Genomic DNA, 12,856 nt, shown 5'->3' on the forward strand with positions numbered 1-12,856 from the left:
CCTCCCGCCCCCACCGCCGCCGCAGCCGTCCGCGCGGTCCCCGACACGCAGTGGCAGAAGATGAAGGACGCCGGAATGGTCCGCGAGGGCTGCCCCGTGACCTCCCCCGACCAGCTGCGCCGGATGGAGATCAACCACCACGGCTTCGACGGCGAAATACATCGCGGCGTGCTCGTCGTGAACGCCGACACCGCCGACAGCTTCGTCCGCATCTTCACCGCGCTGTTCGACGCCGAGTTCCCGATCCGGCAGATGAAGCCCCTGGAGGAGTACGGCGGCGACAACACCGCCAGCCTCGCCGCCGACAACACGGCCGCCTTCAACTGCCGCCGCACCAACCAGATCAACGCCCCCGCCTCGGAGTCCCCGCACGCCAACGGCCGCGCCGTCGACATCAACCCCGTCGAGAACCCCTGGATGGACCTGCGCTGCAAGTGCTGGAAGCCGGGCACGGCGAACAGTGCGCGCACTGAAGGCAAGGGCAAGATCCTCGAAGGCGGCCCGGTATGGCAGACGTTCATCGACGAGGGCTGGATCTGGCAGAACATCGACGTGCCGGACTACATGCACTTCGACACCGGCTACCCGTCCAGGCCCTACACCGGACCCAGCCCCACGACCTCGTGAACACCACGGACGTGCGGCACGTACCCCGGAGGCAAGACCCGGCTCTCGTCCCAGACCGTGGAGTTCTCACGCCCCGTCGCGCCCGCCGCATCCTCGCCGCCTTCGCTCTCGCCGCGACGGCGACACTGCTGGTCGCCGGGTGCAGCGACTCGTCGGCGGCGGAGGACCGGGACAAAGGGAAACGAGAGTCCGCAGCGAGCGCGCAGCCGGCCGGACCCCGCACAAGCCCGGAACCGAGCGCCGAGCCCGCGACCCTGGAGGAGCTGGCGAAGGCGGTCGGCTGCACGAAGCCCAAGGAAGCCGGGAAGACCCTCGACTACCGTCAGGGCGTCTGCGAGGCGGACGGGGCCGACTACGTCCTGCTGACCTTCGACACCGCCCGGGGCCAGCGCGACTGGCTCGATGTCTCCCAGCTGTACGGCGGCGTCTACCTGGTCGGGAACCGGTGGGCGCTGTCTGCGAGCCCACGCTCCGCGATGGAGAGCGCCCGCGACCGGCTCGGCGGCACGATCGAGGACTCCAAAGCGTATGACGCCTCCCCCTCGGCCTCCTGACCCCGGCCCGGTCAGTCGTGCGGAGCCTGGCCGCTGACCCGGTGGTCCGCGTGACTGAGCGCTTCCATCACCAGCCGGCGCAGGTGCCCGTCGCGGAGGCGGTAGTGGACGTGCCGCCCTTCACGGCGCGTCTCCACCAGGCCCGCGAGGCGCAGCTTGGCCAGGTGCTGGCTCACCGCCGTCCGTGACGCCTGACACCGCTCGGTCAGCGAGCCGACGTCCGATTCCCCCTGCGCGAGCAGCCACAGCAGGTGAAGCCGCGTCGCGTCGGAGAGCATCGTGAACACTTCGGTGGCTTCCGCGAGACGCGCGCTGTCGGGGGCGCGCAGATGCGCATGCGGTGCAGATGGCAAGGACTCGCGAGCAGGCATGAAGACAGCGTAGAGGCCGAAAGACGGCGGTTGGGCGCCAGGCGCTCCACAAGTACACATGGAAACATGTGCGCAAGTGCGCACCTATACGTATAGTGAGTGGCCGCCGCTCCCGTCCGCCATGCCGAGGACCCGAGGACTCGCCCGCATGCTCTCCGTACTGCGCAACCGCACCTACCGCCACCTCTTCACCGCCCAGGTCATCGCCCTGGTCGGCACCGGCCTGGCCACCGTCGCGCTCGGCCTGCTCGCGTACGACATCGCCGGCGCCGACGCCGGATCGGTGCTCGGCACCGCGCTCGCTATCAAGATGGTGGCGTACGTCGCCATCGCCCCGGCCATCGGCGCGATCGCCGACCGGCTGCCACGCCGGGCACTGATGGCCGGCGCTGACCTGATCCGGGCCACCGTGGCGCTGTCCCTGCCGTTCGTGGACCAGGTCTGGCAGGTCTACGTCCTGATCTTCCTGCTCCAGTCGGCGTCGGCCGCGTTCACCCCGACCTTCCAGGCCGTCATACCCGATGTCCTGCCCGCCGAGCGCGACTACACACAGGCCCTGTCCCTGTCCCGTCTCGCCTACGACCTGGAGAGCCTGTTCAGCCCGGCGCTCGCCGCCGCGCTGCTCTCCGTGGTCACCTACAACTGGCTGTTCCTGGGCACGGTGGTGGGCTTCCTGGCCTCCGCTGTCCTCGTGGTCTCCGCGGTACTGCCGAAGCCGGCGGCGGCATCCGCAGCGCGTACGGGCGGCGTGTACGCCAAGGCCACCGCCGGCATCCGTCTCTTCTTCGCCACCCCACGACTGCGCGCCCTCCTCGTGCTCAACCTCGCGGTGGCGGCGGCGAGCGCGATGGTCACGGTCAACAGCGTCGTCTACGTCCGCAACCACCTGAGCCTCGGCGCCGCCGACGTGTCACTGGCTCTGGGCGCCTACGGCGGCGGCTCGATGCTCGTCGCCCTGCTGCTCCCCCGCGTACTCGACCGGGTCCCCGACCGCACAGTGATGCTGCGCGGCGCCCTCCTCCTGACCCTCGTCTTCGCCGGACTCGGCGGCGTCACGGCCGCCGGCAGCGGCGGCTGGCGCTGGCCCGCGCTCCTGCTCACCTGGGCCGCTTTCGGCGCCGCCTGCTCCATGGTGCTCACCCCGACCGGCCGTCTGATCCGCCGCTCGGCCCCGCCGGAGCAGCGCACGTCCGCCTTCGCCGCCCAGTTCTCCCTTTCCCACAGCTGCTGGCTGCTGACGTACCCCCTGGCGGGCTGGCTCGGCGCGACGGCGGGCCTGCAGTGGGCGGTGGTCTCGCTGGGCACGATCGCCCTGGGCGCGGGGCTGGTGGCGCTGCGGTTGTGGCCGTCCGCCGAGCCTTCGGCCACGGAGCACGAGCACACCGGTCTTCACGTCGGCCACCCCCACCTGGCCGACGCGGTCCGCGTGGGCGGAGGCTGGCGGCACCGTCATGACCGCCTGGCCGACAGCCTCCACGCCCACCGCTGACCTCAGCCCGACACGGGCACCCGCTCCGGCTCGGGTGTCAGATACCCGGCCCGGTGCAGCGCCGCCACCAGCCCCGCGCACAACAACCCCGTGGCGGCCAGCACCGCCCACGGCAGCCACCGCACGCCCGTGTCGAACAACGCTCCCACGGCCAGGTTCCCAAGCGAGATCGCGATGCCGGAGGCGGTGTTGTAGGCGCCGTAGTACGTGGCGACCAGCCGGTTCCCGGAGAGCCGTACGACGGTGTCCATCTCGAACGGGTAGAGCAGCGCCCCGCCCCAGGCCAGCAGCGCCGCGCACAGCGCCAGGCCACCGACCCCGGCCACCACGCCGTACGACGCGGGCAGCAGCGGCAGGAAGGCCGCGCCCATCGCCACCAGCCCGTACACGATGGCCCGCGGCCCGGACAGGGTCCGCTTCGCCCACACCGTCAGTTTCAGCTGGCCGGACAGGGCGGCCAGCGCGGAGACGGCGAAGACCGCGCCGGTGACCAACCCGGCCTGTTCACCGAAGAGTTCGCGGGCGCGCAGCGGGAGGGCGAGGTAGACCTGGAAGGCCAGGACGTACGAGCCCGACATGGCGGCGGCGAACAGGAGGAAGGGCCGGTTGGCGGCGATGGTCCACCAGTCCGCGGCCACCGCCCGCCAGGCGGGCTCGGCGCTCCGGTCGGCCGGCGGACGGACGGGAAGGACGCGGGCCTGCAGCACCGCGAGGGCGCCGAAGATGATGGCGGCGACCGCGCAGACCGCGCTGAAGTCCCAGGCCAGCAGAGCGAGTCCGGCGAGTGGGCCGACGAGGATGCCGGCCTGGTAGAAGACGTTGAAGACGGCGAACGCCTCCACGCGCCGCTCCTGCCCCGCCTCCGCCGCCAGATACGCGCGCACGGCTGGGTTGAACAGCGCACCTGCCAGCCCTGTCAGCGCGGAGGCCGCGATCAGCACGGGGAGGGAACCCGCCACGGCGAGCAGCGAGAAGGCGACGGTCCGCAGGGCGCAGCCGGCCAGGATCATCGGCTTGCAGCCGTAGCGGTCGGCGAGCGTGCCGCCGACGAGGAACATGCCCTGCTGGGAGAGGTTGCGTACGCCGAGGACCAGGCCGACCGCCCAGGCCGCGAGGCCGAGGCCGTGGGCGAGGTGGTCGGCCAGGTAGGGCATCAGCATGTAGAAGCCGAGGTTGATGGCGAACTGGTTCATCATCAGCAGCCGGGCGGGTCGGTCGAAGGAGGCCACCTGGGCCGACAGCCCTCTCATCGGACACCCGCCTGCGCCGCCGCCTCGCGCCCCAACGGGTCGCGGACCTGACTGCACCGCGTCCATGAGGTCACGACGCACTCCTCCGGTGCGGCGATCTCGTCCGGCTCGTCCGGGGCTTCCCGTCCGAGCAGTCCGTGGTCGTGGCACCAGGCGTCGTTGTAGACCGTCTCCAGGTAGCGGTGCGGGCCGTCGGGGAAGATCGCGGCGATCCGGGTCCCGACCGGGTTCGTCCTGGCTACCCATCCGGCGACGAGCGCGACCGCGCCCACGCTCCAGCCACCCGAGGCGTGGTGCCCGCGGGCCAGTCGACGACAGGCCCACACGGCCTCGGCCGGAGCCACCCAGTGGACCTCGGCGAAGGCCGCGTAGTCCACGTTGGCGGGGTGAATGCTGGACCCCAGGCCCCGCATCAGCCGCGGTGCCGCGGGCTGTCCGAAGATGGTCGAGCCGACCGAGTCCACTCCGACAAGGACGAGACCGGGGATGGACTCGCGCAGGACGGCGACGGTACCGGCCGAGTGGCCGCCGGTGCCGACCGCCGCCACCAGCACGTCGATGCGGCCGAGTTGGGCGATGAGCTCTGCGGCCAGCGGACGGTAGGCAGCCGCGTTGTCGGGGTTGTGATACTGATCTGGGCAGTACGCGCCCGGCGTGCCGGCCAGCAGTTCCGCCACGCGCTCGCGGCGGGCCTGCTGCCAGCCACCATCCGGGTGGGGAGCGGTCACCGTGTCCACCTGGGCGCCCACGGCAGTCAGGAGCCGCACCATCGACGGCTCCATGCCGGGGTCGGTGACGACGGTGACCGGATGGCCGTAGGTCAGCCCGGCCAGGGCGAGCCCCAGGCCGAGGGTCCCGCTGGACGACTCGATGACGTGTGCGCCCGGGACGAGGTCTCCGCGCCGCCGGGCCTCCCGCACCATGTGCAGGCCGGGGCGGTCCTTGATGCCACCGGGGTTGGTGCCCTCCAGCTTGGCGTAGAAACCGCGACCGGGCGGGGCGAAGGGTTCGTCGATCCACAGGACGGGCGTGTTGCCCACGAGTTGGGCCGGGTGACGGGCGATCAGTGGGAGGGGCGCGTGCGCGCCCAGAGGTTCGAGCAGGGAGAAGTGCATGTGCGTACGGCTCCTTCACCCTCCGCGTCCGTGCGTAGGAGGGCGGTGCTGAGGGGAGATGGGCGCGGGAGCACACCGGGGCGCGAGCCACGACGGGCCTGGGCAGGGGTGTGCGGGGGCGCGCCTACTGGCGCCAGACGCAGTGCAGGCTCAAGGCCGATCGGCCGCCGGGAGGGTCGGGAACATCCCATGGGGGGCGCCCGGCGGCTCGACCGGCCGCCGGATCAGCCGTGCCGGGCCGGTTTGGCAGCCCGTCATGACTCAGCTCGGCGACGGCGTCGTCGAGGTCCGCGCGTGGCCGGTCCGCCGCGTGGTCGAGGTGATCGTCCGCCCCGTGTTCATGGCCGGGAGACGGGGTGACCGCGTCGCCCTTCTCTTCGTGATGCTCGCCGTGAGCCGCCCAGGCAGCCGCGACGGTGCTCACATGCGGCCCGGAGAAGGAGGCGCCGTGCACGACGCCCGCAAGATGGGCGGTGACGAGCAGGACGAGACCGAGCAGCAGGCCGATGCGGCCGGAGCGCCCGGCACGGCTCCCCGGCTCGGCCCGCAGTTCGATCACACACTCAACGTAATGGATCACACACGAAGAGTCACATCACGTGGCCCAGGAACCCCTGGCGAAGCGGCCTGAGACCCCCGCCACGGCAAGAGGATCCCACCGTCGGCCGGGAGCCGGCCCGGATGATCCCGCGCAGCCGGGGTACGCCAGTCACACGGCGACACCCGGAGGTGGAGTTCTATGACCTCTGCGACACGACACGCACTCTGGACGGTGGCCGCCGCAACCGTCCTTGCCCTCACCGGCGCCTGCGGCGACGGCGACGACGGCGCGCCCCCGACGCCGCGGCCCTCCGCCACCGACTCACCCGGCCCGACCGCGGGCAGCACCTCGCCCTCGATCTCCCAGTCCCCCACGCCCACGGGCACCGCCCCCGAGGACCCTGAGGAGGCCGAGGAAGAGATCAGAGAAGCATGGCGCGTTCTCTTCGACCCGCAGTCCTCGCTCGACGAGAGGGCCGACGCCGTCGAGCACGGCGAGGAGAACGCGCTGATGATCCGCAACCTCTTCGCCGATCCTCGCGGAAAGGACCTGCGCGCCGACGTGAGTGCGGTGACGTACGCCTCCTCTCTGTACGCCGACGTCGACTACACCCTGACCCGCGACAGCCGGCGGCTGGGCAACGACGCCCCGGGGGCGGCTGTGCTCCAGGACGACACGTGGAAGGTCGCACTCAACACGGTCTGCGCCCTGACCCAACACGCCAAAGACGCGCCGAAAGCACCGGCCTGCCCCTGACTGACTGCCTTGCGCGGCCGAATCGCAGTGCGCCGCCACAATCTGAGCAGACCCAATCCGACATCGATGCCGGGTGGTTGACGTGTCTTGTCATCCCTCGTGCCGCATGCCCTGCACGTAGCACCCGAACCTCGGCCCACGAGTCGCGGCCTGGTGGCTCCTGCCCCTGATCCCACGCCCGCACGTTCCGCGCCGCCGTCATGCCAGACCAGGAGCAGGAGCAGGCGGCTCTGTAGGCCCAGTTGATCGCGCTGACCCTGGACACGCTGACCAGTGAGCGAGCGGGGCGACTCGGTTCAGTGGTCGTCCCAGTGCCCGTCGTGTCCTGCGTGACGGTGGCCGTCGTGGACGTAGTCGACGTGATCGCCATGGGGCACCGCGACGTGACCGCAGCCTTCACCGTGCTGGTGGGCGTGGTCGTCGTGGGCCGAGTGACCCGCGGGCTCGCACTCGTCGATGTGGTCATCGTGGACGCGGTGGAGGTGACCGTCGTGTGCGTAGTCCACGTGGTCCTGGTGCGGGACGGCGACATGGCCGCAGCCCTCGCCGTGCTGGTGCGTGTGGTCCGGATGGGGAGCGTGTGCAGTCGTCATGACGTATCTCCGGTCGTCTTCCGAACGCCGGCCACGACCGCTCGCCGGCGCTGCCGACCCATCCTCCTCTTCTCGGCCCTCCAATGCACCCCCGTCACCTACAGGTTGTCCTTCCGGCCACAGAACACGACGCGTACACCGACAACGTCCCGGCCGTGCGCGCCCCACGCGGCCCGGGCCAAGGCGCGGCCGGCGCTCACTTCAGCTCAAGTGCCGGGCTTCACCACCACCAGCCTCACCACTCGTCCGAACCGCCGAGGCGGCGGTCTCGTCGCCGGCCATCAGCCCGTCGGGGGGCGCACGGGTGGGCTGACACCTCCCACGCTTCCTCTGACCCCCGCGTCGACACGTGATTCATCACTCACATGGACATGGATTTCATTTTCATTTACGGTAAACGGGCAGCGGGACGGCGAGCGGCGCGAGGGGTGAACTGGTGTGAACGTCCAGACGGCTCAGCAGCGGCCCACGCGACAACGATCGGCCATCCAGGATGCCCTGACGGCATGCCAGGACTTCGTCTCCGCACAGGACTTGCACGCCCAACTGACCGCCGACGGAAGTCGGATAGGGCTGACCACCGTGTACCGGGCGCTGCGCGAGCTGGAGGCTTCGGGCGGGGTCGATGTCGTACAAGTCGCGGCCGGGGAGCGGCTGTACCGCCGACGGCCCGCCGACGGGCACCGCCACTACCTGATCTGCCGCTCCTGCGGCCGCAGCCGGCCGGTGGATTCCGAGGTCGTCGAGGAGTGGGCCGGGCAGATCGCCGCCGACTCCGGGTTCACCGCGGTGGAGCACACCGTCGAACTCACCGGCGTGTGCGCCGACTGCTGACCCACCGCGACGAAGGAGAACTGCCGCCATGCCCCTGGGATTCACGCCCGCAACACCGAGCCCGCGGCTGCGCGAGCTGAAGGAGATCGTGCGCACACTGCTCGATCTCGACGAGGACACGGCCGTCGTGATTCGCCAGCTCGCCTGCACCGAACCGGGCTGTCCGCCGCTGGAAACGGTCGTCGCCGTACTCCCCATGAGCGGCGCGGCCCGCCGCTGGACCCTGCACCGACCCGCCGAGCAGATCACCGAGGACGACCTGCGGGCCGCCCTGCTCACCACCGCACCCGAAGGAGCCTGACCCCTGATGACCGAAGCGACCACGACGGAAGAGCCGCGTGACAAGCGCGTACCCGTCACCGTTCTGACCGGCTTCCTCGGCTCGGGCAAGACCACCCTGCTCAACCGCATCCTCACCGAGAACCACGGCATGCGGATCGCCGTCATCGAGAACGAGTTCGGCGAGGTCGGGATCGACGACGCCCTCGTGGTCGACTCCGAGGAAGAGATCTTCGAGATGAACAACGGGTGCATCTGCTGCACCGTGCGCGGAGATCTGATCCGTATCCTTGGCGCGCTGATGCGGCGCCGGGAGAAGTTCGACCACATCCTCATCGAGACGACCGGCCTGGCGGATCCGGCGCCGGTCGCGCAGACGTTCTTCATGGACGACGAGATCGCCGCCCAGTTGCGGCTGGACGCCATCGTCACCCTGGTGGACGCCGCGCACGTCCTCCAGCACCTGGACGAGGTCAAGCCGGAGGGCGTGGAGAACGAGGCCGTCGAGCAAGTCGCCTTCGCCGACCGCATCGTGCTGAACAAGACCGACCTGGTGGACGAGGCGACGATCGCCGAGGTCGAGGCACGCGTACGGGCGATCAACACCCCCGTACAGATCCTGCGCGCCCAGCACGCCCAAGTCGACCTCCAACAGGTCCTGCACGTGGGCGCCTTCGACCTCGACCGCGTCCTCAAGGACGACCCGACCTTCCTCACCGAGACCGAGCACCAGCACGACCTCACCGTCACCTCGGTCGGCATCGAGCTGGCGGGCGAGCTCGACGAAGAGCGCCTCAACACCTGGCTCGGCAACCTGCTGCGCACCAAGGGCGTCGACATCTTCCGCTCCAAGGGCATCCTGGCGATCGCCGGTTCGCCACGGCGGTACGTCTTCCAGGGCGTCCACATGCTGCTCGTCGGCGAGGAGGGCGCGCAGTGGCGGGCCGACGAGACGCGCCGCAACCGGCTCGTCTTCATCGGCCGCAACCTCGACCGCGAGGCCCTCGAGCGCGGCTTCGCCGACTGCCTGGTGACGGAACGCGCCGGAGCCGCCGTATGAGCACAGTGACCGAGACGGGTACGGGGATCGCCTGGGAGAGGTCCGTGAGCGATGCGCCGGTCTGTGTCCATGCGGCCGGTGACCTGGTCGCGGTGGCCGGGGCCGCCGGCGAGGGCTCGGTCCTGGACGCGGAGACCGGCGAGCGGGTGGGTGAATTCGAGCTGCCCGGCGGGCTGCTGCGCATCGCGGTGTCCCCCGACGGGCAGCACGTGGCGGCCGCCGGCCCCACCGGATACGTGCTGTGGCGCCGCTCCGACGGGCGGGTGCGGGAGGTGAGCACGGGTGCCTGGTCGGCTGCGGTCGCCTGGGCCGGCGAGAACCGGCTCGCCGTCGCCGCCGGACGGCGAGCCCTCGTACTGGACGCTGACGGCGCCGAGTTGTGGGCCACCGAGCCCGCCGCCAGCACAGTCACCGACGTCGCGTGGCTGCGGCAGGGGCGGCGGCTCGCGGTCGCCGCGTACGGAGCGGTGAACGGCCACGAGCGGCACACCGCCAAGCCCGTGGTGAGTTATCCGTACGTGGGCTCCCATCTCGCACTCGCCGTCGCCCCGACGGGCAAGTGGATCTGCAGCGGCAACCAGGACGCCTCGATCCACATCTGGCGCACGCGCGACGGCAGCGAACTGACCATGTCCGGCTACCCGGAGAAGGTCTCCCGGCTGGCCTTCGACGACACCGGGTTCTGGATGGCCTCCGACGGCGCGGCCGACATCACGGTCTGGGACTTCTCCGGCAGGGGCCCCGCCGGTACGCAGCCTCGCCAACTCCGTGCTCACCAGAAGGTCACCGCACTGGCCTGGCGGCCCGGCTCCGGCACCCAGCTCGCCAGCGGCGGCGAGGACGGCACGGTCGCCCTGTGGCATGCCACGGCCGGGCGGCCGGGGGCGCTGCTGCAGCCCACGCGCACGTTCGAACTCGGCTCAGCGGTCGTCGACTTGGCCTGGCCGGACCCGGAGATGCTGGTCGCCGCCGGCCGCGACGGGCTCGTACGCGCCCAGGTCGTGCCCGATCGGACCCGGCTGTGACCGTCGTCTCCGTCCGGGCCGCCGCAGCCCGGCCGTGCACGCTCGTGGTGTGCCGGGGCTGCTGCTGCGGCAACCCGCGCAAGTTGCTCGGTACCGATCACGCCTGGCAGCTCGACCGGCTGCGGGCAGCTGCCGCGGACTCCGGCGGGCGCCTCACGGTCCGTACGACGGACTGCCTGGGCCCCTGCGACCAGGCGAACGTCATCGTCGTCCAGCCGTCCGCCGCCGGACGCCGGGCCGGAGGCCGCGCGACCTGGATCGGCTTCGCGCTGGACGACGACTGCACCGAGGAGTTGCTGGCCTGGACCATCGCGGGCGGGCCCGGCATCGCCGAACCCCCGCCCACGCTGGAGCTGCAGTTCGTCCGGCCGCCGCGCGAGGCGAGGGCCCGTGCACGCCGATGAGTACGCCGGAGGAGGGGGCGGCGGACGCGACGTGCTCGTGGCCGCCCGCCTCGATGAGGCCACCGCCGTCTCCGTCGCCGCGACCCTCCAGGCCCTCGCCACTCCGTCCCGGCTGCACATCCTCCTCACCCTGCGGCACGCCCCTCACCCGGTCGGCGCGCTCGCCGCCGCTGTCGGCATGGAACAGTCCGCCGTCTCCCACCAACTCCGGCTGCTGCGCACCCTGGGCCTGGTCACCGGCCGACGCGACGGCCGCCGGATCGTCTACAGCCTCTACGACGACCACGTCGCCCAACTCCTCGACCAGGCCGTCCACCACATCGAACACCTGCGCCTCGGCCTCCACGACCCCGACTGACGCGCGGCACATGACAAGCCACGGCATCAGGTGTTCCCTGCAGCAGATGCGCGGCGAGGAATGCGGGACGCCATGACATCCGCGGCGCAGGTGGCTCTCTCGGCTGCCAGGTAGGCCGGTGCGGGTGGTAGTCGTACAGCATCCCGGCACGGGCCGGAGCAAGCACGCATGCTGAGCCCCGTCAGCACACCCATCTCTCCTGGGCCGCGCTTCGGGGCGAGCAGACTCGCAGGGCCCGGGTGACCAGTGCCTGCCCCGCACTGACCACGCACACGGCGGCGACACCGCCGGGCAAGGGAACCAGCGGCAGTGCGGCCAAGCCTGCGGCCACGACGACCGAACCTGCCGCCGCGAGCGGCGCCTCGGAGGAATCCCACTGCCGTAAACCGCTGCTGGGCAGGGGTGACGCACCCGCTCATGGAACGCGGGCGGGACAGCTGGTGAAGCCGCCCCGCCTGCGTTCACGGACGCCTGGCACGGGGGGAACCAGGCGCCCTACCCTTTACAGCGACACAGACAGAAGAAGCGTTACAGCGCAACACATAGGGGACATAGCCGTCACCACACCGATTCCTGAGCCGCAGGAGCTTCCAGGTCCCGGTACGGCTCCCGTTTCCAGAGGGTTGTTGTCATGCCTACCGTGATGCGCTGGAGTGCGGCGGCGGGCCCGGCGCGCTGCGCGGGTACCCGAGACGGTCCACGACATGACGGACCCCATCATGAAGCCCACCGGGGGCAGCCTGGGGCAGGTTCGGATGATTCACCTGAGGCGCAAAGACACCTGTGACCTGCGGATACCGGACTGACACCACATCGGGAGGTGGGGCAGATGACCCGACGCCGCAGCGCATGCACGGTCGCGTCGGTCACGGCCGCCACCGCCCTGCTGGCCGGGGCCTGCGGCAACGGCGACGGAAACCCCGCCGGGCCATCGCCCTGGCCGCCCGCCGCAACGACGCGCACCTCGCCTCCGCCCGCGACCGCCACAGCGCCGGGCGACCTGGCAGCGGCCACGGCCGAGGTCGAGACGAACTGGGAGAGGTTCTTCCACCCTCGCACCCCGATCAAAGAGCGCATCGCACTCCTGAAGGACGGCGAGCAGCTCGCCCCGATGGTGGCAGCCTTCGCCGCCCACCCACGCTACGGGCAGGCCGAAGCCGCAGTCGAACAGGTCGTGTTCGCCACCTCGACCACCGCAGACGTCACCTACACGCTGACCCTCCGAGGCTGGCCCCTGCCAACCGCCGTGGGGAACGCCGTCCAGCAGAACGGCACCTGGAAGGTCTCGGTCCCCACCTTCTGCGCCTTGGCCCAAGCGGCCGGCAGCATCGCCCTGGCCGCCAGGTGCCGATGAGCAGATGCTGCCGCGATCGCTGAGGTCAGGCCGCGTGGTGAGCGAGTTCGGCGTGCGGGTCGGGCACACCCGGCACTGGGGCGGGAGCGTCCCCGGCGGCGGGGGGGAGGCTCATGCATGGCGCCGCCTACGCGGCCCCCGCCCAGAACGGCACCAGCCCGTACGGCGGCCTGCTGGCCGCCGACGCCAACGGGATCATGCTGCCGTCCGGCTTCACCAGCAGAGTCATCGCCCGCTCCAGCCAGA

16 protein-coding genes and 1 pseudogene are annotated in these 12,856 nt (G+C 71.3%); 12 read left to right on the plus strand and 5 right to left on the minus strand.

Going from position 1 to position 12,856, the window contains the following annotated elements; genetic code table 11:
• A partial coding sequence (locus G5C60_RS44935; RefSeq protein WP_338146110.1) for a M15 family metallopeptidase occupies window positions 1-627 on the plus strand: 627 nt, incomplete at its 5' end.
• The gene (locus G5C60_RS44940; protein WP_165269050.1) at window positions 624-1,181 is read left to right on the plus strand and encodes a hypothetical protein; all 558 of its coding nucleotides are present in this window, start codon (window positions 624-626) and stop codon (window positions 1,179-1,181) included. The genes G5C60_RS44935 and G5C60_RS44940, both read left to right, overlap by 4 nt.
• An 11-nt stretch (window positions 1,182-1,192) precedes the next feature.
• On the opposite strand, the gene G5C60_RS44945 is transcribed toward G5C60_RS44940, so the two are convergent.
• On the minus strand, window positions 1,193-1,552 hold the full coding sequence (locus tag G5C60_RS44945; RefSeq protein ID WP_165269052.1) for an ArsR/SmtB family transcription factor: 360 nt from the start codon (window positions 1,550-1,552) through the stop codon (window positions 1,193-1,195).
• 148 nt (window positions 1,553-1,700) lie between these two features.
• On the opposite strand from G5C60_RS44945, the gene G5C60_RS44950 reads away from it, so the two are divergent.
• Window positions 1,701-3,041, plus strand: coding sequence for an MFS transporter (locus G5C60_RS44950; protein ID WP_165269054.1), 1,341 nt, complete (start codon window positions 1,701-1,703; stop codon window positions 3,039-3,041).
• A gap of 2 nt (window positions 3,042-3,043) precedes the next feature.
• Here G5C60_RS44950 and G5C60_RS44955 read toward each other — a convergent pair whose 3' ends face one another.
• The 3 genes from G5C60_RS44955 to G5C60_RS44965 form a co-directional block, all read right to left on the minus strand.
• On the minus strand, window positions 3,044-4,291 hold the full coding sequence (locus tag G5C60_RS44955; RefSeq protein ID WP_165269056.1) for an MFS transporter: 1,248 nt from the start codon (window positions 4,289-4,291) through the stop codon (window positions 3,044-3,046).
• Window positions 4,288-5,406 carry a PLP-dependent cysteine synthase family protein gene (locus tag G5C60_RS44960; RefSeq protein ID WP_165269058.1) on the minus strand — a complete coding sequence of 373 codons (1,119 nt, stop codon included), beginning with the start codon at window positions 5,404-5,406 and terminating at the stop codon, window positions 4,288-4,290. Before G5C60_RS44960 ends, G5C60_RS44955 begins: the two co-directional genes overlap by 4 nt.
• Window positions 5,407-5,530: 124 nt before the next feature.
• Window positions 5,531-5,965: a hypothetical protein gene (locus tag G5C60_RS44965; protein ID WP_165269060.1), complete on the minus strand. Its 435-nt coding sequence runs from the start codon at window positions 5,963-5,965 to the stop codon at window positions 5,531-5,533.
• 180 nt (window positions 5,966-6,145) lie between these two features.
• On the opposite strand from G5C60_RS44965, the gene G5C60_RS44970 reads away from it, so the two are divergent.
• Window positions 6,146-6,703 carry an MTB12 C-terminal domain-containing protein gene (locus G5C60_RS44970; protein WP_206440793.1) on the plus strand — a complete coding sequence of 186 codons (558 nt, stop codon included), beginning with the start codon at window positions 6,146-6,148 and terminating at the stop codon, window positions 6,701-6,703.
• A gap of 296 nt (window positions 6,704-6,999) precedes the next feature.
• On the opposite strand, the gene G5C60_RS44975 is transcribed toward G5C60_RS44970, so the two are convergent.
• Window positions 7,000-7,296 carry a hypothetical protein gene (locus G5C60_RS44975; protein WP_165269062.1) on the minus strand — a complete coding sequence of 99 codons (297 nt, stop codon included), beginning with the start codon at window positions 7,294-7,296 and terminating at the stop codon, window positions 7,000-7,002.
• 438 nt (window positions 7,297-7,734) lie between these two features.
• Here G5C60_RS44975 and G5C60_RS44980 point away from each other — a divergent pair, with 438 nt between their 5' ends.
• The 8 genes and pseudogenes from G5C60_RS44980 to G5C60_RS52785 all read left to right on the plus strand — a co-directional run.
• Window positions 7,735-8,130 (plus strand): transcriptional repressor, encoded by a 396-nt coding sequence (locus G5C60_RS44980; protein ID WP_165269064.1) that lies wholly within the window; start codon window positions 7,735-7,737, stop codon window positions 8,128-8,130.
• 28 nt (window positions 8,131-8,158) lie between these two features.
• Entirely contained in the window at window positions 8,159-8,431 is a 273-nt protein-coding gene (locus tag G5C60_RS44985) for a hypothetical protein (RefSeq protein ID WP_165269066.1), read from the plus strand.
• Between the two features lie 6 nt (window positions 8,432-8,437).
• Entirely contained in the window at window positions 8,438-9,469 is a 1,032-nt protein-coding gene (locus G5C60_RS44990; protein WP_165269068.1) for a CobW family GTP-binding protein, read from the plus strand.
• On the plus strand, window positions 9,466-10,494 hold the full coding sequence (locus G5C60_RS44995; protein WP_165269070.1) for a WD40 repeat domain-containing protein: 1,029 nt from the start codon (window positions 9,466-9,468) through the stop codon (window positions 10,492-10,494). The genes G5C60_RS44990 and G5C60_RS44995 overlap by 4 nt, the downstream gene beginning before the upstream one ends.
• On the plus strand, window positions 10,491-10,898 hold the full coding sequence (locus tag G5C60_RS45000; protein ID WP_165269072.1) for a (2Fe-2S) ferredoxin domain-containing protein: 408 nt from the start codon (window positions 10,491-10,493) through the stop codon (window positions 10,896-10,898). Before G5C60_RS44995 ends, G5C60_RS45000 begins: the two co-directional genes overlap by 4 nt.
• Window positions 10,885-11,256, plus strand: a complete 372-nt coding sequence (locus G5C60_RS45005; protein WP_338146111.1) for an ArsR/SmtB family transcription factor — start codon at window positions 10,885-10,887, stop codon at window positions 11,254-11,256. Before G5C60_RS45000 ends, G5C60_RS45005 begins: the two co-directional genes overlap by 14 nt.
• Window positions 11,257-12,085: 829 nt before the next feature.
• Window positions 12,086-12,610 (plus strand): MTB12 C-terminal domain-containing protein, encoded by a 525-nt coding sequence (locus tag G5C60_RS45010; RefSeq protein ID WP_165269074.1) that lies wholly within the window; start codon window positions 12,086-12,088, stop codon window positions 12,608-12,610.
• Between the two features lie 83 nt (window positions 12,611-12,693).
• Window positions 12,694-12,856: pseudogene (locus G5C60_RS52785) on the plus strand (translocation protein TolB); the annotation flags it as partial.

This window comes from Streptomyces scabichelini (genome assembly GCF_011045015.1).
Lineage (GTDB): Bacteria > Actinomycetota > Actinomycetes > Streptomycetales > Streptomycetaceae > Streptomyces > Streptomyces scabichelini.